Annotated in this window: 25 protein-coding genes; 22 read left to right on the top strand and 3 right to left on the bottom strand. The window is 37.5% G+C overall.

Annotation, left to right across the window (positions count from 1 at the left end; genetic code table 11):
* The first annotated feature begins 7 nt into the window (after positions 1 to 7).
* The 8 genes from ACUN24_RS25690 to ACUN24_RS25655 all read left to right on the top strand — a co-directional run bounded on the left by ACUN24_RS25690 (position 8) and on the right by ACUN24_RS25655 (position 9,179).
* On the top strand, positions 8 to 697 hold the full coding sequence (locus tag ACUN24_RS25690; protein WP_445565062.1) for an SDR family oxidoreductase: 690 nt from the start codon (positions 8 to 10) through the stop codon (positions 695 to 697).
* Positions 698 to 717: 20 nt separating this feature from the next.
* Positions 718 to 1,413 carry a PspC domain-containing protein gene (locus ACUN24_RS25685; RefSeq protein WP_445565061.1) on the top strand — a complete coding sequence of 232 codons (696 nt, stop codon included), beginning with the start codon at positions 718 to 720 and terminating at the stop codon, positions 1,411 to 1,413.
* A gap of 5 nt (positions 1,414 to 1,418) precedes the next feature.
* Positions 1,419 to 2,402: a LiaF transmembrane domain-containing protein gene (locus tag ACUN24_RS25680; RefSeq protein ID WP_445565060.1), complete on the top strand. Its 984-nt coding sequence runs from the start codon at positions 1,419 to 1,421 to the stop codon at positions 2,400 to 2,402.
* Positions 2,403 to 2,596: 194 nt separating this feature from the next.
* Positions 2,597 to 3,235 (top strand): RDD family protein, encoded by a 639-nt coding sequence (locus tag ACUN24_RS25675; RefSeq protein WP_445565059.1) that lies wholly within the window; start codon positions 2,597 to 2,599, stop codon positions 3,233 to 3,235.
* A gap of 570 nt (positions 3,236 to 3,805) precedes the next feature.
* Positions 3,806 to 5,155 (top strand): alpha/beta fold hydrolase, encoded by a 1,350-nt coding sequence (locus tag ACUN24_RS25670; protein ID WP_445565058.1) that lies wholly within the window; start codon positions 3,806 to 3,808, stop codon positions 5,153 to 5,155.
* Positions 5,156 to 5,251: 96 nt separating this feature from the next.
* Positions 5,252 to 7,237, top strand: coding sequence for a (E)-4-hydroxy-3-methylbut-2-enyl-diphosphate synthase (gene ispG / locus ACUN24_RS25665; protein WP_445565057.1), 1,986 nt, complete (start codon positions 5,252 to 5,254; stop codon positions 7,235 to 7,237).
* A 308-nt stretch (positions 7,238 to 7,545) separates the two neighbouring features.
* Positions 7,546 to 8,820, top strand: a complete 1,275-nt coding sequence (locus ACUN24_RS25660; protein ID WP_445565056.1) for a mechanosensitive ion channel family protein — start codon at positions 7,546 to 7,548, stop codon at positions 8,818 to 8,820.
* A 20-nt stretch (positions 8,821 to 8,840) separates the two neighbouring features.
* Positions 8,841 to 9,179, top strand: a complete 339-nt coding sequence (locus ACUN24_RS25655; protein ID WP_445565055.1) for a hypothetical protein — start codon at positions 8,841 to 8,843, stop codon at positions 9,177 to 9,179.
* Here the strand turns inward: ACUN24_RS25655 and ACUN24_RS25650 are convergent.
* The 3 genes from ACUN24_RS25650 to ACUN24_RS25640 form a co-directional block, all read right to left on the bottom strand.
* Positions 9,176 to 9,616, bottom strand: a complete 441-nt coding sequence (locus ACUN24_RS25650; protein ID WP_445565054.1) for a UPF0158 family protein — start codon at positions 9,614 to 9,616, stop codon at positions 9,176 to 9,178. The genes ACUN24_RS25655 and ACUN24_RS25650 overlap by 4 nt on opposite strands.
* A 9-nt stretch (positions 9,617 to 9,625) precedes the next feature.
* Positions 9,626 to 10,453, bottom strand: a complete 828-nt coding sequence (locus ACUN24_RS25645; protein ID WP_445565053.1) for an alpha/beta hydrolase family protein — start codon at positions 10,451 to 10,453, stop codon at positions 9,626 to 9,628.
* A 300-nt stretch (positions 10,454 to 10,753) separates the two neighbouring features.
* On the bottom strand, positions 10,754 to 11,110 hold the full coding sequence (locus ACUN24_RS25640) for a DoxX family protein (protein ID WP_445565052.1): 357 nt from the start codon (positions 11,108 to 11,110) through the stop codon (positions 10,754 to 10,756).
* Between the two features lie 135 nt (positions 11,111 to 11,245).
* Here ACUN24_RS25640 and hemA point away from each other — a divergent pair, with 135 nt between their 5' ends.
* The 14 genes from hemA (at position 11,246) to ACUN24_RS25570 (ending at position 24,711) form a co-directional block, all read left to right on the top strand.
* Complete coding sequence (gene hemA, locus ACUN24_RS25635) at positions 11,246 to 12,472, top strand: glutamyl-tRNA reductase (protein WP_445565051.1); 1,227 nt, start codon at positions 11,246 to 11,248, stop codon at positions 12,470 to 12,472.
* A gap of 344 nt (positions 12,473 to 12,816) precedes the next feature.
* Positions 12,817 to 14,397: a hydroxymethylbilane synthase gene (gene hemC / locus ACUN24_RS25630; RefSeq protein WP_445565050.1), complete on the top strand. Its 1,581-nt coding sequence runs from the start codon at positions 12,817 to 12,819 to the stop codon at positions 14,395 to 14,397.
* 198 nt (positions 14,398 to 14,595) lie between these two features.
* Positions 14,596 to 15,564, top strand: a complete 969-nt coding sequence (hemB, locus tag ACUN24_RS25625) for a porphobilinogen synthase (protein WP_445565049.1) — start codon at positions 14,596 to 14,598, stop codon at positions 15,562 to 15,564.
* A 97-nt stretch (positions 15,565 to 15,661) separates the two neighbouring features.
* Entirely contained in the window at positions 15,662 to 17,032 is a 1,371-nt protein-coding gene (gene hemL, locus ACUN24_RS25620) for a glutamate-1-semialdehyde 2,1-aminomutase (RefSeq protein ID WP_445565048.1), read from the top strand.
* Positions 17,033 to 17,140: 108 nt separating this feature from the next.
* Positions 17,141 to 18,007, top strand: coding sequence for a sensor histidine kinase (locus ACUN24_RS25615; RefSeq protein WP_445565047.1), 867 nt, complete (start codon positions 17,141 to 17,143; stop codon positions 18,005 to 18,007).
* Between the two features lie 8 nt (positions 18,008 to 18,015).
* Positions 18,016 to 18,720: a response regulator transcription factor gene (locus tag ACUN24_RS25610; RefSeq protein WP_025146905.1), complete on the top strand. Its 705-nt coding sequence runs from the start codon at positions 18,016 to 18,018 to the stop codon at positions 18,718 to 18,720.
* Positions 18,720 to 19,235, top strand: coding sequence for a hypothetical protein (locus tag ACUN24_RS25605; protein ID WP_445565046.1), 516 nt, complete (start codon positions 18,720 to 18,722; stop codon positions 19,233 to 19,235). The genes ACUN24_RS25610 and ACUN24_RS25605 overlap by 1 nt, the downstream gene beginning before the upstream one ends.
* Positions 19,236 to 19,438: 203 nt before the next feature.
* Positions 19,439 to 20,464, top strand: a complete 1,026-nt coding sequence (gene hemE / locus ACUN24_RS25600) for a uroporphyrinogen decarboxylase (protein ID WP_121283714.1) — start codon at positions 19,439 to 19,441, stop codon at positions 20,462 to 20,464.
* An 89-nt stretch (positions 20,465 to 20,553) separates the two neighbouring features.
* Positions 20,554 to 20,733 carry a hypothetical protein gene (locus ACUN24_RS25595; protein ID WP_445565045.1) on the top strand — a complete coding sequence of 60 codons (180 nt, stop codon included), beginning with the start codon at positions 20,554 to 20,556 and terminating at the stop codon, positions 20,731 to 20,733.
* Complete coding sequence (locus tag ACUN24_RS25590) at positions 20,721 to 21,008, top strand: type II toxin-antitoxin system RelE/ParE family toxin (protein ID WP_445565044.1); 288 nt, start codon at positions 20,721 to 20,723, stop codon at positions 21,006 to 21,008. Before ACUN24_RS25595 ends, ACUN24_RS25590 begins: the two co-directional genes overlap by 13 nt.
* A 16-nt stretch (positions 21,009 to 21,024) precedes the next feature.
* Positions 21,025 to 21,585, top strand: a complete 561-nt coding sequence (locus ACUN24_RS25585; protein WP_445565043.1) for a CopD family protein — start codon at positions 21,025 to 21,027, stop codon at positions 21,583 to 21,585.
* A gap of 189 nt (positions 21,586 to 21,774) precedes the next feature.
* Positions 21,775 to 22,932 (top strand): hypothetical protein, encoded by a 1,158-nt coding sequence (locus ACUN24_RS25580; RefSeq protein ID WP_445565042.1) that lies wholly within the window; start codon positions 21,775 to 21,777, stop codon positions 22,930 to 22,932.
* 473 nt (positions 22,933 to 23,405) lie between these two features.
* Positions 23,406 to 23,975: an RNA polymerase sigma factor gene (locus ACUN24_RS25575; RefSeq protein ID WP_025146912.1), complete on the top strand. Its 570-nt coding sequence runs from the start codon at positions 23,406 to 23,408 to the stop codon at positions 23,973 to 23,975.
* A complete protein-coding gene (locus ACUN24_RS25570; protein WP_445565041.1) occupies positions 23,956 to 24,711 on the top strand; it encodes a hypothetical protein in 756 nt (251 codons plus the stop codon). The genes ACUN24_RS25575 and ACUN24_RS25570 overlap by 20 nt, the downstream gene beginning before the upstream one ends.
* Positions 24,712 to 24,774 lie beyond the last annotated feature (63 nt).

Raw genomic sequence — 24,774 nt, 5'->3', positions numbered from 1 at the left:
ATAAATAATGAAAGCTGTAATTACGGGTGCAACCAAAGGAATTGGCAGAGCCATTGCGACTAAATTTGCCCAGAACGGGTACGACTTAGTTTTGGTAGCGAGGGGTTTAGATGAACTCTCAATGCTTCGGGAAGACCTAACCCCTTATGGGAATGCTATTTTTACCCATGTGGCAGATTGTTCGGTTAAAGAAGAAGTGTATGCTTTTTTAAACTCGACCGATGTAGATTTTGATCACGTAACTGTTTTAGTAAACAACGTGGGGATCTTTTTGCCTGGCAGCATGCTAGATGAGGATGACGAAACCTTCGAAAAGCAACAGCACTTAAACACAAATGCCTGTTATTACATCAGTAAGTTTTTTGGAAAAAAAATGCGTTCAGCCCAGCGAGGCCATATATTCAACATCTGTTCAGTTGCTAGTAAAGTACCTGTAAAAAATGGAGGCAGTTATAGTGTAACAAAAGCAGCGATGTTAAGTCTTAATCATGTATTGCGGCAAGAGTTAGCATCTCACAATGTTAAAGTAACTGCATTTTTGCCCGGCTCTACTAAAACTTCATCCTGGGAGGGAACAACAATTCCGGATGAAAAATTTGTACAGCCAGAAGATATTGCAGAAACTTTGTTTACCATTTTAAACTTAAGTAAAGGGGTAAATGTAGATGAGGTTTTGATTACTCCGCTTGATTTTTAAACACAAAAATGAACAACGTTATGGAAAAGAAGCTTTTTAGAAACGAATACGATAAGATGATTGCTGGTGTAGCTTCGGGACTTGCAGATTACATGCAGGTTGAGGTTACCATAATTAGGTTATTGTTTGCATTATCGGCAATATTTATGGCTGGAGGTGGCTTGATTGCCTATATTATCATGTGGATTATTGTTCCGGTTAATAACGATCCGGCGGCAAGATTCTCGAAATTTAATGATTACTTCGGTACTAAAAACCCAAATCCACAACCATTTGGAACAGCCGATCCTTTTGCAGGACCTGCTAATCAGGGAAATCAGAATTGGACACAACCTGTCGACGGTACACAGAAAACACCTTTTGAAACACAGCCAAATTTCGAAAAATTCAATAAATCTAATGATACTGGTCGTACTATAGGCGGATTGGTGTTGCTCGTAGTAGGATGTTTTTTCCTGATGCGCGAAATGGATTTTATCCCTGATTGGTTTAGTATCCGCAACTTATTCAAGTACATGTGGCCGTTAATATTTATTGCTTTAGGCATAAGTATTATAGCTAAATCAAAAAGAAAGAACGATTGGGCGGCTTTTCAGCACCAACAGGAAGCTGAGCAACAAAAAGCAGCTGATTTTTCTGAAACCATTGCAGAAAATGAACCTGCAACACCAGTTAACAAAGATGATAATTCAACATCCGCTAACCCTCAAGTATAATTAAAATGAAATTAGATAGATTAATCTGGGGTATTATCCTGCTTTTTATTGGCGGTGTACTTCTACTCGAAAACTTTGGTGTAATCACTTTTTATTGGCGCAACGTTTGGAGCTTTTGGCCGGTATTCTTAATTATAGCAGGCTTAAATATCCTGTTTAATAAAAACAATTCGCAAACTGGCAGCATCATTTCTATTGGTGTTTTAGTGGTGGCCCTGTCGTTTCTTTTTTATAAAGGTCAGCAGGTGCCAGAACATGGGAATTGGTGGGGACGTCATTTCAAAAAGGATATTGACGTAAATATCGATCACAACGATGATGATGAGAACGACGATGATAATGATAACGACACGTCATATAATCACTTAAGTTTGTCTGAGCCATTTGTAGCTACAGATAATGCAAAAAAAACGGTATTAAATATTTCCGGAGGTGGCATCTCTTTTAATCTTGATGGTGAAACAGCTGAGTTGATCAATGCAGATGTAAAGAAAAAACATGGCAACTTTTCTTTAAAGAAAGTCCTTACTGATAGTGCTACCGTGCTTACTTTCCAAATGGACGATAAAAAGAATAAATGGAATTTTGGTGATGGTGGTAACGATGTTAACTTCAAATTAAATAAAGAAGCCAACTGGGATATATTGATGAAACTGGGGGCTGGCGAAGCAAACTTTGACTTTGCCAATTACAAAGTACGTACTTTTCGATTTGATGGTGGGGCTGCAGCTCTTGATATTACGTTCGGAGATTTATTGCCAATAACCGATGTAATCGTAAAATCGGGTGTAGCTGATGTTAAAATCAAAGTTCCTACTAACTCAGGCTGCAGGATTAGAACCAAAACAGGTTTATCAGCTAAAGATTTCGACGGATTTGAGAAATTGAGCGATGGAGTTTACGAGACCTCAAATTATAAAAGCTCAACCAAAAAAATCTTTATCAATTTAGATGGCGGATTGAGTAACTTTGAAGTAAGCAGATATTAGGAAGGTAGAAGGTTTTAAGGTGGAGGGCGTAAGGCTTAGACTTCGCTACCTGGAGTCTTAATAGGGCTTTGATCCTGCAATCGTAAAATCCAAACAATCCTGATCCTTTCTAATGAATCCTGATATAAAGGCAGAAGGTTTTAAGGTGGAGGGTGTAAGGCTTTAGTCGGTCTAACTTTTATAAAACGCTGATCTTGAAATCTTATAATCCAATGAATCCTGATAAAGAAAAAGTATATATAGTTGTAATTAATGGTAAGCCTCAAGGCTCGTATAATTTAAGCGAACTGAAAGATTTAAACATCACAGCAAATACTTTTATACGTAAGCCCGGAATGGACGATTATAAAGAAGCTCATGCAATTCCCGAATTGCGTGAGCTTTTAGGTTTTAGCTATCAAAAAACTGCACCGCAATATTTCGCCGCTTTTGATCAAAGACTGTTAGCATCAGTAATTGATCATTTTATTATTTTTGGAATATATAGCATCATTATTTTAACGAGCTATATTTTTATTGAAGGTAAAGATCAGCGGATTATGGCTTTTCTGATCCCATTCCCATCCATATTTATCATTAAACTCATTTATGGCAGTATTGCAGAGGCGTCAGCCAGTCAGGCCACCATTGGTAAAAAACTCCTCAATATTAAAGTAACTGATTTAGAAGGAAGCCAGGTTTCTTTCGGTATTTCCTTGGTCAGGAATTTTTCTAAAATATTATCGGTAATTCCTGTTTTCTTTGGCTATCTATACAGTTTTCTTAATAAGAAAAACCAATGCTGGCATGATATAGCCGCAAATACTTTAGTAATAAAAGACAGGCTAATTTAATTGGAAAAGCTTGGTTAATGCATCTGTTTTCGTTACCCGGGCTGTATGCTATATCTTTTGCTGTCCTTCGACTATGCTATCATTGACGTTATTTTGCAAATCATTATTAATCAACATTTTAATTGCTTTAGCATTTCCGCCCAGCTAGGCCGTAGCACGATATCCCCGTTCTACTTAAATCCGGCCTAACAAATTTTTCGGGCTGCACTGTTCTGGCCTCACAACTTGCTTCAAAAGAAAAATTTTCAGCCGGCAGTTTTTGTTTCTTTTTGATGCCAAAAAGAAAGAGCCCTTCGGCGGCGGCGAGCCGAGGCAAGACCGCGCCCTGGGACAAGAGAAGAAAATTATATGTCACTCATATTGATTTTAAACAATTAATTAACCCTCAAGCTGACAGCCAAAGGATGCCGCTTCCATCCCGTTTATGAAACTTAGGCCTGTGCAATGATGCCAAACCCACCCACCGTTAAAAAAAAATAGCCCAATTTCAATTTCTGCTTTCAGTTAAAAGATGTTAAATATGAATTAAGCTATTATTCTATTGATTAGTTTTAGTAAAATTAATCTAATATGCTACGTATATTTCTCACCGCTGTTTTTGCTTTTTATCAATTTAGTTCTTTTTGCCAAACATCATCAGATTCGTTAAAACCTGTTAAGGATGAATATAATTTAGGTTTCGAAAAAATAATCCCTAGTTCTAAGTCTTCTGTTGGATGGAATACGGGAACAACCAAAAGTGGATATAAGGTTGAAATCGATTCAACCCAAAAATATACAGGCAAATACTCCTTGTTGATAGAAAATATTGCCCAAGATGTTGAATCAAATTATGCCATGTCTAGCTTAATTATTCCTGCAAAATTTGATGGGAAGGAAGTAGAAATCAGATTTTATCTTAAATTAGAGCATGTTACCGGCCATGCAGATTTTCCATTTAGAATTGATGATGAGGATAATGACAAGTTACAATTTACCAATCTACTAGCGAAGAGGATATACGGAACACAAAACTGGAAGCAATATAGCCTTAAATTGCCGCTTCAAAAAGAGGCTACAACAATTAATCTTTTTCCTTTGTTATATGGTCCAGGTAAGATGTGGATTGATGATGTTCAGGTATTGATTGACGGGATAGATATCAGCCAGGCGAAAATTAAGACCGGTTATAACCCCAATCCTCCAAAGCCCATTAATTATGGTGCCAATATTACCGCGTCAGGTAGGGTGAAAGTGAAAGATGCCGAATTATATTATGAAATCTATGGGAAAGGCGAGCCACTTTTACTACTACATGGAAACAGCCAATCCATCAGTGTTTTTAAAAAACAGATAAAAGCGTTCTCAAAAAAATATAAAGTTATTGCAGTAGATACCCGAGGACAGGGGAAAAGCACTGATTCTAGTACAGGTCCACTTTCCTATGACCTGTATGCTGAAGATATGAAAACCCTGCTAGATTCTCTGCATATCAATAAAACGAATATTTTAGGCTGGAGCGATGGTGGAAATACGGGATTGATTATGGCTGCTAAATACCCCAAATACATAAATAAACTCGCCGTTACCGGTGTCTGTACAAATCCAAATGATGCCGTTTCAACCAGCACATTAGAAGAAGTTCGCAAGGCTATTGAAAGCTTAAAAACGAAATTAGATGCTCAGTCAAAGTATCAGGCTAAATTATTTACCATGTTATTAACGGAGCCACATCTTACGGCTTTAGATCTAAAAAAGATTAAAGCTCCGGTGTTGGTAATGGCAGGCGAAAAAGATATGATTTTAGAAAAGCACACCAAGTTTATAGCTGCTAATATTCCTAAATCGCAACTTTTTATTTTTAAGGGCGCTTCACACTATGTGCCTGTAGAAAAGGTTTCCGAATTTAATAATGAGGTACTCACTTTTTTAAACCAGTAATATCTGTTACAGGTAAGAGTTTTTGACTTTGCTAACCAGCATCTTTTACAACATTCCAACTTAAAACATTCCAACAATCCTTATCTTTGCAAACAGATGGAAAATATATTGGCAAAACATGATCTGGCTGGCGGATATTGCAACAGTTTAACCACTTATTCGAGGTATTTAACCCGGGAAGTAAATATTGGTGATATTGCATTGGGAGGGCACAACCCGATCCGTATTCAATCCATGACGACCACCGATACCATGGATACTTTGGGTACTGTAGAACAGACGATCCGTATGGTAGAATCGGGTTGCGAATATGTGCGTATTACTGCGCCGAGCATTAAAGAAGCCGAAAATCTTGCCAATATTAAAAAAGAACTGCGTTTCCGCGGATATAATGTGCCGCTAATTGCCGATATCCATTTTACACCAAATGCTGCCGAAATGGCCGCCCGAATTGTAGAAAAGGTGCGTGTTAACCCCGGTAATTACGCCGATAAAAAGAAATTCGAAAATATAGAATATACACAGGATGCTTATAATGCAGAGCTGGCCAGGATTTATAAAAAGTTTATCCCTTTAGTAAAAATCTGTAAAGAGTATGGTACGGCCATGCGCATCGGTACCAATCATGGTTCACTATCTGACAGGATTATGAGCCATTACGGTGATACCCCGAGAGGAATGGTAGAATCGGCAATGGAATTTATCCGCATGTGCGAAGACCAGAATTATTATAACCTGGTGATCTCGATGAAAGCCAGCAATACCCAGGTGATGGTGCAGGCATATCGTTTATTGGTAGAAACCATGGCTAAAGAAGGGATGAATTATCCTTTGCATTTAGGTGTTACTGAAGCTGGTGATGGAGAAGATGGCCGTATTAAATCGGCCGTTGGCATTGGTACTCTATTAGAAGATGGTTTGGGCGATACCATCCGTGTTTCCCTAACCGAAGATCCTGAATTTGAAGCACCCGTAGCTAAAGCTTTGGCAGACCGATACTCAAAAAGGGGTTTGGAGCTTGGAGTTCAGAGTTTTGAGTCGCATGCAAAACTCCCAACTCCCAACGCTCAACTCCCAACTTATAGTCCCTACGAATACAACCGCCGCGTTACCACTCCTGTACAACATATTGGCGGGCATCACCATCCGGTAGTGATGATTGATGTTTCGAAAGAAAATTTAAAAGATCCCTATTTCTTAAGTTCGGTTGGTTACAATTACAGCGCAGGTCTAGATAAGTATAACTTGGCCGATCAGGCTTGCGATTTAGCTTATTTAGGAGATAACCTGCCATCTTTCTCTTTCCCAGGTAATTTAAAACAGGTTTATAATTATCAAACCTGGTTAAAACTTAACGATAGAAACAATTGCCATCCTTTATTTACAATTGCAGAATATGGTTCTGCAGATGTTAAAGATGAATTTTTGAATTTTTTACAAATTGATTCAAAACATTTTAACAATACAACAATTCCACAATTGGACAGTACAGTTGTTTTAGTCCTAGAGACTTCTGCAGCACATGGCATGGCGGAACAAAGGGCATTTTTTGTTGCTTTACAGGAGAAAAACATTCAGATTCCCGTTATTATTAAAAGAACATACCAGGATGCAGATGCTGATCATTTAATGCTATACGCCGCAACCGATCTTGGTGCTTTATTTACTGATGGTTTTGGCGATGGGGTATGGATTGATGCAAAAGGACAAAATCTTTCGTTGATCAACTCGACCAGTTTCGGGATTTTACAGGCTACCCGTACAAGGATCAGTAAAACGGAATATATTTCTTGCCCAAGTTGTGGAAGAACACTTTTCGATCTACAAGAAACCACACAACTCATCCGATCGCGTACCGATCATTTAAAAGGAATTAAAATTGGTATTATGGGCTGTATTGTTAATGGCCCCGGCGAAATGGCCGATGCCGATTATGGTTATGTGGGTACTGGACCTGATAAAATTACTTTATACCGTGGTAAAGAGGTGGTCAAGAAAAATGTAACTACGGCTTATGCTTTGGATGAACTGATCGATATCATTAAAGGTGATGGGAACTGGGTAGAGAAGGTTAATAATTAATACTGCGCGCCGTGGTTTGTGTCCCCACAAACCACTATACTGTCATTCTGAGCGAAGCGAAGAATCTATATCCTGGTAGCACCGACTGACTTACAAACTACTGCCATTATTAATACTAGCACGGTTTAACAGCAGCAATATTCTTATTCCGTGGTCTGTGTCCCCACAGATCACAATTATAATTACTCGTTTATTTTTGGCCTGTGGGGACACAGACCGAAGATTTAGCAGATTCTTTCATTGCATTCAGAATGACAAAAACCAGATCACCATTAAATTTTATGACCAATAAATACTAAATTGCCTTGATGAATATCCCCGAGTTTCAATACCTGTTTAGTGAACTTAGAAACTTGCTCGCTGGCAAAGGCCTTGCCGGTAGCGAACTCATGTATTCTTACTTTTTTATTGGGCTGCTTGGTGTTATTTTATTTCTATACATTACTATATTTTTAACCCGACAGCTTTTTATAGGGGTGGTAAAAAGTGCAAAAACCAAATCCGATTGGCAAAATGCGTTGTTCGAGTTTAGGGTTTTTAGGGCATTTGCCCTAATATTTGGAGCATACATTATTCACAATGTTGTTCCTTATCTTTTTATCGATTTTAAAAACGGGTTATTTTATGCTTTAATATTTGCTAAAATTTACATGGTTTTAGCCGTAATGTTTGCTGTAAATGCATTTCTGAATGCTTTGGTATCCATCATGGAATCATCAAAGAAATATGCCGATAAGCCCATAAGGAGTTACAAACAGGTAGCCAAAATTGTGTTTTATATTGTTGGTTTCGTGTTAATTCTATCAATTATTCTAGGTGAATCACCCCTGTATGTATTTGGTGGTTTTGGAGCAGTTACTGCAGTTTTTATTCTGGTTTTCAGAGATCCGATTTTAGGTTTTGTAGCTTCGGTACAGATGAGCGCCATCGATCTGGTTAGGGTAGGCGATTGGATTACGGTAGAAAAATATGGCGCCGACGGTGAAGTAACTGAAATTAATTTAACCACTATTAAGGTGCGAAACTGGGATAAAACGGTAACTATTGTGCCCAGTTATGCCATTGTAAGTGAATCTTTTAAGAACTGGCGTGCCATGGAAGAAAGTGAGGGTAGGAGGATCAAACGACACATCAATATTAAAATTTCGAGTATTAAATTCTGCGACGATGAATTGATTGGAAGGTTGCAAAGCATAGACTTTCTGAAAGATTACCTGAAAGAAACGCAGCAATTTATTGAGCAGTATAATGCAGAAAATACAGTTAATCCCAATAATCTGGTTAATGGTCGCCACATGACTAATATTGGTACTTTTAGGGTATATGCAGAGAAATACCTCGAAAGTAATCCACATATTAATACCGATTTAACCTTTATGGTACGCCAACTGCAGGCAACAGAAAACGGATTGCCTATCGAGATTTATGTTTTCTCGAAAGAAAAAGGGCTGAAGAAATTTGAAGAAGTAGCAGCCGATATCTTCGATCATTTATTGGCTGCCGTACCATACTTTGATCTTGAAATTTTCCAAAGCCCTAGTGGTAGTGATATGCGTAATTTTGTAAGGAGAGGGGATGATTAACGTCTTCAAGTTTGAATAACATGGAAATAAAAATTGCTACAAATGTTGAAACTGAAATATTTTATGCAGTGATTAAATTCTTAAAGAAGAGTAGTTGGGTATTGACTGCTGAATATGATGAGAGAATCTTTGACAAAGGAATTGACTTTGATCTTTATCGATTTGAAAAAGATAAAGAAGCTATATTGTTAGCATGGAACAACTGGTTTGAGGGAGAAATTAAAGCAACTACAAAAAAGTTGGACGAAATTGCTAAACATTTTAACCTCACCTTAGAATACGGAATTCCAGAATATTTACACGAACAGAATATAATTAATGATATGAAACCACTACTAAAATTCAAAAAGAAGCATTAATCAGTTTCGTATTTAATAATATAATCTATTCGGTCCTTTACATACTCAATCATTTTTTGATTTTTAAAATCAAACCACAATTGTCGGTAATCTCCTGAATTATCTATTTCATATTTAAATTCTCTGAAAGGCTTTCTTTTATTAAGTGCCTCGATTAGTGTAACTTTTATCCGTGTATTATCGGGTAGCTCATCTGTGAAATCTTCCATAAATCTAAAAGACTCAGTCGAATCTGGTTTTTCAATTTCCTTATACTCACTTGAATTTGTTTTTAACTCTTTTATATCCTCGTCCCATGCATCATTGTAGGCAGGATCAAAGCCCTCATCGTTTGGTATAAAAATCAGTCTGTTATTTTTAATGTTCCAGTGGCATACAAAACCGCAATCGATTGTGTCTGCAATTTCTTTAATTTGTTCTGAGGTTAAAGCAGTCATAACATTTAATTATTCTTCCCCCAAAAATACCAAAACCTTTTCACAAACCTTAAACAATAGTGGTGGTAAAGTTTCGCTGGTATAAGGCTGCGTTGCACCATACACATGATTAGCACCTTCAATTTTAACCAACCTGCTGCCCGGATTGGCTTCTGCCAAGGTCTTTGCGGTTTCAAAAGGAACATTTACATCATCATCGCCATGGATAATTAACCAGGGAACGTTTATCCGTTTTGCTGCATCTAAAATATCTAATGCTGCTGCATTTTCCTCTAAATCTTCCAATAAACTCACGTTTAATGGCATTTGCTCTTTGGTACGGGCATTGGTGACGAATATTTTGCCATTCTTCTTCCATTCTGCCTCCTGTTCTTTTTTCCACAGGCTGGCAAAATCGGCAATGGCACTCCAGGTAATCAGTTTGTTGATCCTTAAATCGTTTGCAGCCGCTATGATGGATAATCCACCGCCACGACTATGGCCAATCAAATTTACTTTTGTGTTTGCGCCGTAAGCTTTTTCAATAAAATCGAGTACCGCATTTAAATCAAAAAGTTCTTTTGATACCGTATTGCTGGCAAAGGCATCCATATCGGTTACATCTTTAGGGTCATCAACCGGCACGCCGCTATGCGATAAATTGAACTTGATGTAACGGTAACCATTGCTGGCAAAATGCCTGGCCACTAGATTATGAGTCCCCCAATCTTTAAAACCTTTAAAGCCATGTATAAAGAGTATGATGGGCGTATTTGGATTTTTTTCATCAAAAGTGATGTCTCCGATAATTAATTTTCCGTCAGCACCGCTAAGGCTAAAATTGCTTTGTGTAATCATAGTTTAAAGGAATTGGTATAAAATATAAACCTACAAAATCTAATTTTGTTGTGTGTTTTTTATTGGCTTGATGATATTGTTGTTGTGCAGGCGCTATGAAAACCGTTCATAGAATCAGAGGACAATGTTCTCTAAACCTGATAGGCGTGAAAATACTTTTTGATGTGGGTCTTCGACAGGCTCAGACTGACATTCACAAAAAGATTGTAACGAATAGCGGGACTAACTCTGAAAATGAAATACAGGTTTTGCTTTTCAAAAAAGGCATCGTCAGGTTGTTTTCTTATGATAATACCATGCTCAGCCAATAAACAAGAGCTGAAAAGGTAACCTCGCCCACGCTATAAACGGCGTTACCAATATTTTACCCAATATAAAAGGTGCCTTCTGGATCATGTAGATATGCGCAGGCATAAAGGCAATTAACATCAGGATAATCAGCACAGCGGCCAGCTTTCTCGTCTTCTTAATCAATAATAAAATACCAAAAACGATTTCTAGTACTCCGGAAAAATAAATTAAAAATCCATGTGCAGGCAACCATTTTGGCATAATGCCGTAATAGACTGTAGTGGATAAAAAGTGGTTACATCCTGCCAGAACGTAAAAAAGGGCATAAACACAGAGAAAAATTTTATAAATTGGTCTGTTTATCATGATCGATATACGGTTTAATCTTAGAAGGTTGTTATTTAAAACCGTTCTAAATTGATGTAAATTACAGGTTAATGACAGTCACATGCCTTCACCATGTTACTTTTGTATCCCGATAATAGTTAATAACGGAAGCACTTGGAATATTTAAAAGTAATAGCTTTTACGCATCACCACATCGACCTGAAATCTTTAGGGAAATTAGTTATTTGTGATCAGAGTTTAGATAGCAGGTTGAAGAATGTTCAGGCAGAACTTCCCGTTAGCGAAATTTTCTATATCGGAACCTGTAACCGCGTGGAGTTTGTTTTCCTTACTAAAGAGAAAACCGACAAGGAATTTGTAACCAGGTTTCTTACTGTTTTAGACATGGGATTACCTCCTGAATTTATGGAGCGTTTCCTGGATAATGTTACGGTGTACGAAAACGAAGAAGCTTTTAACCATTTGCTCAGAACATCATGTTCTTTAGAGAGTTTGGTCGTTGGCGAAAAGGAAATCCTTGCACAAATCCGTAAAGCTTACGAAAACTGCCGGGATGCTGGTTTTACTGGCGATTACATGCGGATGATTATGGATCGTGTTGTTAAAACTGCAAAAGAAGTTTATACACACACCAATATTTCGAAAAATCCGGTTTCTGTTGTTTCATTGGCCTACCGCAAGCTAAAAGAGTTAAATATGTGTGGCAACTCGCGGATCTTAATTATTGGCGCGGGCGAAACCAATCAGAATATTGCAAAATACCTCAACAAACATAAATACTCCAATTTTTCAATTTTCAACCGTACGTTTTCAAAGGCCGAATCTTTGGCCGTAGAGTTAGGTGGTAAAGCTTATCCTTTAGCAGCGCTTGAAGATTTTAATGAAGGATTTGATGTGATCATTACCTGTACGGGCTCAACAGAGGCGATTATTAACGAAGCGTTGTACGCTAAGCTGTTAAATGGCGATCAAGGCAAAAAGGTAATAGTAGATTTAGCCATTCCAAACGATGTTACACCTGCCGTAATCCATAACAATCCTGTACATTATATTGAAGTCGAATCGCTGAAAGAGGTGGCACGCAAAAATATCCAGGAACGTTATAACGAATTGGTGCATGCCGAAGAAATTATTAGCAATAACATTACCGAATTTTTCTCTGTTTTAAAACAGCGCCGAATCGAACTGGCAATGCAGGAAGTGCCAAGGAAGATTAAAGAAATCAAAAATACAGCCATAAATGGCGTGTTTGCAGATGAAATTGGTCAAATGGATGAAGCCTCGCGTGAAGTTTTAGAACGTGTTATGAACTACATGGAGAAAAAATACATCAGCGTTCCGATGATAATGGCTAAAGAAATCCTGGTTAACCAATCTTAAGGTTTAACCGCAAAGAACACCAAGTTTAATTTCTCTTTTTTATCATTCTTCGGTTGTGTCATCCTGAATGAAATGAAGGATCTTTCTTTTACCAGGCATTTCCCATAACGAATTTCTTATCATTATACTGGAGGATAGTGAATTCGGGTATTGTCACCTGACTTAGCCTATCAAAGGGATTAGTGTAAGATGGTAACATCTTACCACGAATAGGATAAACTAGTCTCCTAATGTCACAGAAATCCTTTAAATTATCTCTTCTGTAACCTCACTGTCTCATTTTTAAACAATTCATGGTATAAACCACTAATTAAATTAAATTTGCAACTCATTTAACCTTTATAGTGAAGAAATTAACCATTGGAACACGCGGTAGCGACCTGGCTTTATGGCAGGCAAATCATATAAAAAATGAATTGTCTGTAATTGGAATAGAAGCGGAAATAAAAATCATTAAAACTCAGGGCGACAAAATCCTGAATTTAAGATTAGATAAACTGGAAGGCAAAGGCTTTTTTACCAAAGAATTGGAAGAAGAACTTTTGGGTGGAACAATTGATCTGGCTGTACATTGCCTTAAAGATTTACCCACTACACATCCCGAAGGATTAATTATCGCGGCTTTACCACCAAGAGAGGAAGCAAGTGAATATCTTTTGATTTTAAAAGATTGTGTAGATGTTTCGCAGAAGCTATCGTTAAAAAAAGGCGCAATGGTTGGTACTTCATCCAATCGCCGCAAAGCTCAGCTATTGGGCTTACGTCCTGATTTAGAGGTTGAGGATCTCCGTGGGAATGTACCCACCCGTATCCAAAAGCTCCGTGATGAAGATTACGATGCCATTCTGATTGCAAAAGCTGGTGTTAAGCGCTTAAATCTTGATGTGAGTGATTTACATGTGGAAGAATTGGAAACCACTGAGTTTATTCCTGCTCCCGCACAAGGCGCTTTGGCTATTCAGATCAGGGAAAACGATACTGAACTTTTTGATGCACTTCAAAAACTGCATGATCCGGAGACCGCGGAAACAGTAAACTTAGAACGTAAGGTTTTAAACCTTTTTGAAGGTGGCTGCCACATGCCTTTAGGCTGTTATTGCAGAAAGGAAAACGGAAAATTCGAAATTTGGACTTCAAAAGCCGAAACCGCCGATCATTTTCCTGAACGTTTGTTTTTGCGTGCAGAAAGTACCGAAGGTTTAGCCGAAAAAATTGTAAGCAAATTTAATACAGAAAGAAAGAAGCCGGCAAAGGTTTTCATTTCACGGGAAATCGGTGAGCACAGTTATTTCCGTAGGGCATTAGAAAATAATAATATTGAAATAGAAGGACGTTCATTAATTCGGACGTTCCCGATAGTAACTGTTTTAGATCAGTTTATTTTGAAACATGTAGACTGGGTTTTCTTCAGTAGTCGCAACAGTGTTGAATATTTTTTCAACTTAAAACCGGTACTGCCAAAGAAAACAAAGTTTGGTGTGGTGGGAAGAGGTTCAGAAGATGCCTTACGTAAATTTAGTCATGTTGCTGATTTTGTTGGTGAAAGTGGCGATATTACTGAAGTAGCTGAAGATTTTGCAAAATTGGTTAGCGGTCAGCAAATATTATTTCCAAGAGCACAGGATTCGTTGCAGTCTATTCAGAAATCATTACCAGCTGATGCTAAAGTAATCGATCTGCCGATTTACGAAACTGTAATCGAAGAAGATATCGACCAAAGTTATGCCGATGTGCTGATTTTTACCAGCCCTTCAAATGTTGATGCATATTTCGCAGATAATTTATTAGAACCAGGCCAGCAGGTAATTGCAATAGGAAACTCTACAGGTAAGAAGTTTGATGAAATGGGCGTGAAATATACTTTGCCGTACTCACCTGATGAAATTGGATTGGCTGAAGCGGTTTTTGGAATAGAAGTAAGGTAGAGGGTAGAAAGGTAGAAGGTTTAGGGTGTAAGGTAAAAGGCAGAAAGACTAAAGCGCAAAGCTGATTATCCTCGGTGGAAAATCATCTGTGAAATCCAAAAATCTGTGTAATCACCCCGTAAGGAAAAAATTAAAAGATATTCAGGTCTTGATACTCGATACTTCAAATCCTGATACTAAATACTTGATACAAAAAAAATGTTAAATCGTCCGCGTAGATTACGGAAAAATCCGTTAGTGAGAGAGATGGTAGCCGAAACCCGGTTATCGAAAGATATGTTTGTATACCCTTATTTCGTTGTGCCGGGCAATAATGTTACCCATGCCATTGATGCAATGCCAGGTGTAAACCATTATTCGGTTGATACTTTGATAAAAGATGTTGAAGTTGGAATAAAAAAAGGGCTCAACAAAATAATGCTTTTTGGCGTTGGCGACGAAAAATCTGAAGATGCAAAATCAGCTTATCATGATCATTCTTTAGTGCCAACCGCGGTGCGCGAGTTGAAAAAACAATTCGGTGATGATTTATATGTAATTACCGATGTTTGCGTTTGTTCTTATACCAGTCATGGCCATTGTGGTATTTTAGAAAACGACTATGTTCAAAATGATAAAACGGTAGAGGTAATCGCTAAAATGGCTTTAACGCATGCCGAAGCTGGTGCTGATATGTTTGCGCCATCGGATATGATGGATGGCCGGATTGAAGCTATGCGTAATCTTTTAGATGAAAACGGTTTTGTAAATGCCGCCATCATGAGTCATGCTACAAAATTTGCTTCAGCATACTATGGTCCGTTTAGGGAGGCTGCAGATTGCGCACCAAGCAAAGGCGATAGAAAAGCTTATCAGATGGACTTCAGAAACCCGCTGGAAGCTTTACGAGAAGCGCAGCTGGATGAACAGGAAGGCGCTGATGTGTTAATGGTGAAACCAGGATTAGCTTATCTGGATATCATCCAAAGGTTAAAACAGGACACCAATTTACCCATTGCTGTTTACAATGTATCAGGCGAATACTCCATGGTAAAAGCAGCTGCGGAACGCGGTTGGATAGACGAACAAAAAGTAGTAATGGAAACGATGCATGCCTTCGCCCGTGCAGGTGCAAGCATTATTACCACTTACCACATTAAAGATATTTTAAATAACAATTGGATGTAATTTGAGCTGAAAGCTTAAAGCCAAAAGACCAAAGCTATTTTATAGCGCTTTACTTTTCGCTTTAAGCTTTAGTCTTTCAGCTTTTAGCTTAATAAAAATGTTAGATTCATTAAAGAAAATGTTTTCAGGCAACGAAGCCGATATTCCGGTAAATACAGGAAGTAAACCTGATATTTCTAGATTAAAATCCGCGGAACTGTACGAGAAATCAAAAACTTATTTCCCTGGTGGGGTAAATTCTCCGGTAAGGGCTTTTAAATCTGTTTATGGTACGCCACTTTTTATCGAAAAAGGTGATGGCTGCTTTATCTGGGATGCCGACGGTAATCAATTTATCGATTTCTGTGGTAGCTGGGGCCCACTAATTTTAGGACATAACAATCCTAAAATCCGTGAAAAAGTTACCGAGGTGATGCAGAATGGTATGAGCTTTGGTGCGCCAACGGCTTTAGAAAATGAATTGGCTGAGCTGATTATTAAAAACAACCGTTTTGTTGAGAAAATCCGTTTTACGAGTTCAGGTACCGAAGCGGTAATGTCGGCCATACGTTTGGCACGCGGATTTACCAGTCGGGATAAGATTTTAAAGTTTGAAGGTTGTTACCATGGCCATAGCGATTCGCTTTTGGTTAAAGCGGGTTCTGGTCTGGTTACTTTTGGCGAAACTTCCTCAGCAGGTGTGCCAAAATCTTTTGCTGAAGAAACCATTGTGATTCCTTTAAATGATAAAACAGCTATCGAACAAGCTTTTGCTCAGTTTAAAGATCAGATTGCTGCGGTAATTATTGAAGGAATTCCGGCGAATAACGGTTTAATTATGCAGGATGAAGAATACATTCATTTTTTGCGTAAAATTTGTACTGATAATGGTTCGCTTTTAATTTTTGATGAAGTAATTACTGGTTTCAGGGTAGGCTTTGAAGGAGCAGCAGCACATTATGGTGTTACGCCTGATATTGTTACTTATGGCAAAATCATTGGTGGTGGATTACCCGTTGGTATGTATGGTGCACGAGCTGAAATTATGGCGCATATTTCCCCTGATGGCGGTGTATATCAGGCAGGAACGTTATCAGGAAACCCGGTAGCTATGGCTGCAGGAATTGCCACTTTAACAGAATTAAATAAATCGGGTTTTTACAAAGACCTGAATAATAAGGCACAGGAATTTGTAGCCAGTATTCAGCGTTTTGCTACCGCGCGTAATTATAAATTTAAAGTATTTACCATTGGCTCTATCTTCTGGTTTGCTTTTACCGATAAGGATAAAATCCAATCTGCTGATGATATTGATGCCAGCAGCATGGAGAAATTCAAAGTGATGCACCGTGAATTATTAAATAGAGGAATTTACTTAGGCCCATCGGGATATGAAGTTGGTTTCGTATCTTCAGCACATACGAAGATCGAGTTGGAGAAAGCGAAAAGAGCTATTTTTGAAGCATTAGATTTGGTGTTTAAGAAGTAAAGGTTTTTTATCCCACGATAGAATGAATTATGATGGTTCGTGGAGACACGAACCATGGAGAAAAATAATCGGTGTAATCAAATCATCTGTGTAATCAACCCGAAGGGAATGAAGAAATCTATAATTATATTTTACGCATTATTGCTTTATGCGATGATTCAGCTCATTTCATGGGGAACATTGGTGGTGCGTTTGCAACCCAGTCGCATGACGATGATTATGGGTGAAGGATCGGTATTTGTATTTTTGCTTTGTATTGGTGGCTACTTTCTCCATCAATCCTTAAAACGTGAAGATAAATTAAGAGAACAGCAACAGAACTTTTTAATGTCGATCACTCATGAGTTAAAATCACCTTTAGCTGCCATAAAACTTTCTATTCAAACTATTGTTAAACGGGATTTGGATAAAGCACGTCAAATCTCCTTATTAAATAATTCGTTAAAAGATATTGAGCGTTTGGATGATCTGGTCGAGAATATGTTATTGGCCACTAAGATTGAAAATCGTTCGTATAGCTTTCCGAAAGAGGAATTTAATTTTTCAGAACTGGTTTATAAAATTACAGATCGACTTCAGGTTCACTCTTGTGGAAACGAACAATTAATAAGTGCGCAAATTCAGCCAAATTTGCAGATAATGGGTGACAAATTTGCCTTATCGTCAGTTGTAACTAATTTGATTGAGAATGCAGTTAAGTATTCAAGTCCATGTGATGAGATAAATGTGCATTTAAACGAAGTAGATGGTCATATTCACTTAAGTGTTATAGATAAAGGGCCTGGTATTTCAGATGCCGAAAAAATGTTGATATTTGATAAGTTTTACCGCGTTGGTAACGAGAATGTCAGAAAAGCGAAAGGAACAGGTTTAGGCTTGTTTATTGTGAAAGAGGTTTTACAATACCATGATGCAGATATTACAGTAAAAGACAATTTGCCTCAAGGAAGTATTTTTGAAGTAACATTTAGTTAATCTCAATTATGTCACAAAAATTAAGAATTCTATTGGTAGAAGACGAGGACCACTTGTTAGATGCTATCAAATTAAACCTCGAACTTGAGGGTTATAAAGTTCACGCCGTTAAAGATGGCAAAACCGCTCTTAAAATTTTTAAAGAAGAACGGTTCAATCTGATTATTTTAGATGTAATGTTGCCTGAAATGGATGGTTTCCAGGTTTGCGAAACAATCCGTTTAGAGAATGCAGAAGTTCCGATTATGTTTTTAACAGCTAAAAACACTTCTGAAGACCGTGTTTTAGGTTTGAAAAAAGGAGCTGACGATTATTTGGTTAAACCATTTAACTTAGAAGAATTAATTCTTCGTGTGGGTATTTTGGTTAAACGCAGTTTAAAATCTGACGATTTAAAAGAATTGAATTCTTACAAAATCGGGGATAAAACAATCTATTTTAATTCTTTCGAATTAAAACATGATGATGGTACCATCACTCCTTTAACGAAAAAAGAAACGATGTTGCTGAAACTGTTGATCGAGCGTAAAAATGATGCAGTTTCGAGAGAGCAGATTTTAGAAACCGTTTGGAATTATGATGTTTATCCATCAACCAGAACGATTGATAACTTCATCTTAACGTTCCGTAAGTATTTCGAACCAGATCAAAAAAATCCAGTTTATTTCCACTCCATCCGTGGTGTAGGCTATAAATTCACTGATAGTCATTAATGTACAATAATAAAGGCAGATATGCTTTAATGGCGGTTTTTGTGCTGGCTGCGTTGGTTTGTATTTTTTACAATCAATACCAGTTATCCGCTGTCTCAGGGCTGTTATTTGCTTTTGTTGTTTGGAGCCATTTTAAGCACAGTTCAGTTTTGATGGCATCGAAACATTTCAAAAATAACGAATTCGGTAAAACCAAAGCCTTATTGGCAGAGGTGGTTAAGCCAGAACGATTAGCTAAAAGCCGAAGGGGTTATTACGAATTTATGCAAGGCAATATGGCTTTGAAGGAAGAAGAATACGATAAGGCTGAATATCACTTTCAGTTGGCGAGTCGTTTTCCGGTGGGCGGAAAAAACGAGAAATCGTATGTGCTGATCCATTTGGCTAATCTCGCTTTGCGGAAGAAAGACAGGGAAAAGGCCGAAGCTTATACTAAATTGGCTAAGGAACTTGCCGAATCGCAACGTTCGAAAGACATTATCGTTAAAATCGAAAGAGAAATAAGCAAGTTATAATATTAATATTGTCATTTTGAATAACGAAGCACCAGTTTAGGAATAAAAAGGTACTTCGTTTTTTTTTTATTTAATACCTTTGCCCAATTAAATTTAAGCCATTCGTCATCCTGAATTCAGTTCAGGATCTAAAAAAAGATGCTGAAATAAATCCGATAGCTATCGGATCAGCATGACGCGTAGTGAGACACCAGATACAAATCATGAAGAATAACTTATTTTTAGACGCTGCATTTTCAAAACAAACCGAACGCCCGCCAGTGTGGATGATGCGTCAGGCAGGTCGTTTTATGCCACAATATTGGGAAATTAAAAACAAATACTCTTTTTTAGAGATGTGTAAGACTCCCGAAATTGCAGCCGACGTGACTATGTTACCTGTTGATTTATTGGGAATTGATGCCGCGATTTTATTCTGTGATATTTTGGTAACCGGAGAGGCCATGGGAGGCGATTTAAGTTTCACGCAAGGTGTTGGTCCTAAATTTGCAAATCCTGTACGTACAGCTCAGGATATTGAAAACCTAAATGTTGATTGTCTTGACGAATTGCAGTATGTAGCTGATGCCATTAAAGTGATCCAGCAAAGATTAAATGGAGATATTCCTTTGATCGGTTTTGCTGGTGCACCATTTACAGTAATGAGTTATTTAATTGAAGGAGGTTCATCTAAAGATTTTAAATTAACCAAACTCTTTATACACAACCAACCAGAACTGGCGCATAAACTTTTGGCTAAAATTGCAAAAGTAACGGCCGACTATCTGAACCTTCAGATTGCTGCCGGCGTAAATGCTGTTCAGATTTTCGATAGTTGGGCGCTTGCCTTATCATGGAATGATTATCAAGAGTTTTCGCATCGTTATATCCAGGAAATTATTGCCAATTTAAATAGAAAAGATATTCCGGTGATTTCATTCTGTAAAGGAAGTTCGGTTTTTGCACCGATTATGGCAGAAGCCAAACCAGATGTGATTTCTGTTGACTGGAATGCTGATTTACTGAACATTAAAAATGCTTTGCCAGCTGGTATTGCTGTTCAGGGAAATTTAGATCCACATATTTTATATGCCGATAAAGCGGTAATTAAAGCACAGATCCATAAGTTATTCGAACGTATGCGCGGTACCGAAGGATTTATCTTCAATTTAGGTCATGGTATTATGCCAGATATTCCTTTCGATAATGTGAAGTATGCCATTGAAGTGGTAAAAGAGTTTAGGTATTAAGGGCTAAATCCCCAAAAGGGACTTTGAACGGTGATCACAAATTGTTATATTTGGATATATAAGGACTAAACTTATTATAAATTTTTCTAATGAAGAAGATTGAAGTTATAGACACATTGAAAGAGATGCCAGATGAGTTTTCTGCAGATGAATTGATAGAAAGAATTTTATTACTTCAAAAGATTGATGTTGGCTTGAATCAGGTTAAAACTGGAAAAATCTATTCTGAAGAGCAAGCCGAGAAAAAATTAGAAAGATGGCTAAAATAGTTTGGACTGAAATAGCCATTGATGATTTAAATAATATTGCCAATTTTCATAGTCAGTATTCTGATAATTTTGCTGCAGCTTTAATAAAAAGGCTTTTTAACAAGCCTAAAATTTTAAAGGAAATGCCTGAATTGGGAAGGATTGTTCCTGAAAGAGATCATGAATCCATTCGTGAACTCATAGAAGGGAATTATAGGATCATCTATTTTTTTGATAAAGAGATTGATACAATAGAGATCATTACCGTTCATCATGCAGCTCAGCCTTTTTTATAATCCCTCAGATACGGAAATGATCGAAACATTATTGCAATTTTACCAATATTTCAAAGCAGTACATATTGTATTTGTAATTAGCTGGATGGCTGGTTTATTTTATATTTTAAGTCTTTTTATTTACCACACAGAAGCAAACGATAAACCTGAACCTGAAAAAAGTATCCTTCAAAAACAGTTTGTTAAAATGGAGGCTACTTTATGGAAAATTATAGCTACTCCGGCCATGATTATTTCTGTTTTGGCAGGTGCAGCTATGTTAACTTTAAATCAAGGCCTGCTTCAAGCCGATTGGATGTGGGTAAAACTAGGTTTTGTAGTTGGCTTACTCATTTATCATTTCATTTGTCAAAACATCGTTAAACAGCTTAAAAACGATCAGTACAAACTAACTAGCTTTCAGTTGAGGTTATGGCGCGAATTGGCTACTATATTTATGATTGCCATTGTATTTGTTGTGATTCTTAAAAGCGCCATTAACTGGATTTACGGTTTAGTTGGCATAATGGGCGTAGCAATGGCCATCATGATTGCAGTTAAACTGTATAAAAATTATCGTAAAAAAAGTGGCGAATAATCTTTAAACCACAAAGTCACCAATGCACAAAGAATATTGTTTGTAATTAAAGGTGTCAAAAAAACTTTGTGTCCTTTGTGCCTTGGTGGTCAGCCTATGTTAACTTTGTTTCCTTTGCGTAAACTTCGCGTTCTTTGCGGTTAAATAAACGAAAAACTATTCTAAATTTGGGCGATAAAATCCAAGCTCATGTTTACAACTACAGGTCAGAAAATGGCCTTAATCTTAATAACTTTTCTTTTCAGTTCTTATTTTGCTTCGGCACAGTTTAATCAATCAGCCTTCGAAAACAGGATCCGTCCTGATAGCAGCTTAACTAATGAGGTTCACTTCAATTTCTACAATTTAAACTACGTCCGTAATTACGAGTATACCAACGATTTTCATGACGGTTATACCCTGTACGGAACACAGTTGCAACCTCAAATTGTTTATTACGCACATCCTAATCTGGCCATTACTGCTGGTGCTTTTATCAGAAAAGATTTCGGGCGGAACGGGATTTCTGATGCCAAACCATTGTTTAGCGTAAAATACCATAAGCGTAACCTCACTTTAATTTTTGGTAGTTTAGAAGGAAACATTCAGCATAAATATATTGAACCTTTATACGATTTCGAAAGAACTTTAACTACGCCGATTGAATATGGAACGCAATTATTGGTTGAGCGTAAGAAATTTACCTTAGATGCCTGGATTGCCTGGCAAAAAATGATTTACAAAGGTGATCCGGCTAAAGAAGAGATTATTGGTGGTTTATCAACCGAAAGTTTCTTAATCAAAAATGATGACTGGAAGTTAAGTATTCCTGCGCAGTTTTTGGCTTTCCACCAGGGGGGACAAATTGATGTTTTAAAAGAAATCCCAATTACCACCATGTTTAATGGCGCAACAGGTATAAAGCTGCATAAAGACATTAATGCCAATATTAAAAAGGTATATACTGATAACTATATTGCCGTTTACAAAGATTTCTCTCCTGACAAAAGAAGGGCTTACCAAGGTGGTTTTGGTTTATGGTTAAATGCCGGGGTAGAAAGTAAGTGGGGCAGTTTAGTGGCCTCTTACTGGAAGGGCAATAACTTTATTTCAATTAAAGGTATGCCTCTTTATGAATCGGTTTCAGATAACCTGTACAGTCCGGGCTTGAGGCAAAGTTCAAGAAACATTGTTTCGTTGCGTTATGCGTACCAAAAAGAATTAATTCCGCATTTATATCTTGATGTTCGTTTCGAACCGCATATCGATCTTGATCATACCGATAAACAACTTCAGTTTAACCATTCCTTCTTTTTGACCTATAAACAGGATTTCAAATTGTTTAAGGTGAAGAAAGCTGAGAGGTAAAAGGTGTAAGGTTTAGGGTTGCTAAACTCATATCATTTCAAACCCCAAGGTATAAACCTGCGGGGTTTGTTGTTTGTAGACTTCCGAAGTTACCCCTGCGCCCAACTCCCTTTGAAACTTCGGAAGTCCCTGCCTGCTAAACCCGATAGCAGTGGAAATCCTTTTTTCTGTAGCAACCTTGAATATACTGTCATGCTGAGGCACGAAGCATCTGCAACCGATGAAACAGATGCTTCGTGCCTCAGCATGACAGAAGTATAAAAAAGATTGCAGCGGATAGCGGGACTAACACCTCAAAAATGCTCCCGTCTTTGCTTTTCAAATCAAAAATCTATATCTTTCTTAAAAATTATTTTAAATATAACTATCTGATAATCAATAGCTAAATTTCTAAATTTAACTTTATTTAACTTTTTTTCTCTCCTCATGCAACCATTGTTTGTAATTGCCCATCTTCTATATACAAACACACAATGAAATTGACGCGAAGCTATACGATAAACGATTTGATGGAAGGCTGCAAAGCCGGCGACCGGAAGATGCAGGAACTGCTTTACAAGCAAACTGCATCGAAGATGTTGGCCGTTTGTATGCGCTACGCCAAAGATAGAATGGAGGCAGAAGATGTGCTGCAGATGGGATACATTAAAATTTTCCAGAAAATAAAAGAGTATAGGGGCGATGGTTCTTTTGAAGGCTGGATTAGGAGGGTGATGGTGAACACTGCGATTGAAAGTTACCGTAAAAATTTAAGAAGCCTGAATGTGGTAGAAATAGATGAGGCTTACGAGCAACCATCAACCGGATTTGATTTTGGTACTTTAGGGATGCAGGATTTAATGAAAGTGATACAAAAACTGGCAGATGGTTACCGCATGGTTTTTAACATGTACGTAATTGAAGGTTATTCGCACAAAGAAATTGGAGAAACGCTTGGGATCTCAGAAGGCGCGAGTAAATCGCAACTGTCGAGAGCAAGGGCAATATTAAAAGAAGAAATTATAAAAATGGAGGGATTTGGTTATGCAACCTATACGGGATAAAGATTTTGATCAGTTATTTAAAGATGCTTTTGCTGACGCGGAAGTAACACCTTCGAGAGATTTATGGAGCAATATAGAAAGCGAAATAACACCGAATAAAAAAAGAATCATACCAATTTATTGGTTATCTGCTGCAGCGGTTTTGCTTATCGCTACAATTGGGATTTTGGTTTATCAACAGCAGAATAATACTAGTGAGGGTAAACAATTAGCCAATAATACAATTGAAAAGCCTAAGCCAGTAGTGGAAACACCAGTTGTAAAAGATCAGCCACCTGTAGTAGTTGAACCCGTTAAAGATGTTGCACCAATTTTACCAGTTGAGGCTAAACCAGCAAGGGCTATTGCCAAAACAAAGATGAAACAAGATAAACCTGCTTTAGAGCAACCGCGGATAATTATGGACCCTGAAATGCAAAAGCAAGAAACCACCGTGGCTAAAGTTGAAGAGCCTAAAAAAGATATTAGAACGAAAATCGAAGAGGCGATTCTGCAACCTAAAGAAGAAACGGTAATAGTTGCTAACCCTACAGCGATTAAAACGGATGATCCTGTTAACGAAAACGAACAGAACAATAAAGGTATCCGCAACGTTGGCGATGTAGTAAACCTGATTGTTAACAAAATGGATAAAAGAAAAGATAAGCTAATTCAGTTCCGTACTGATGATGATGACTCTTCTTTGTCATCAATCAATATCGGTCCGTTTAAAATAGGTAAACGCAATAAGAAGTAAACAGTTGTCAGTTTACAATTAACAGTTTTTAGTTAGCAGTATTCAACATTTAAACTTTACAAC

This window comes from Pedobacter sp. WC2501 (assembly GCF_052682415.1).
This window is presented reverse-complemented; position numbering and strand designations above follow the sequence as displayed.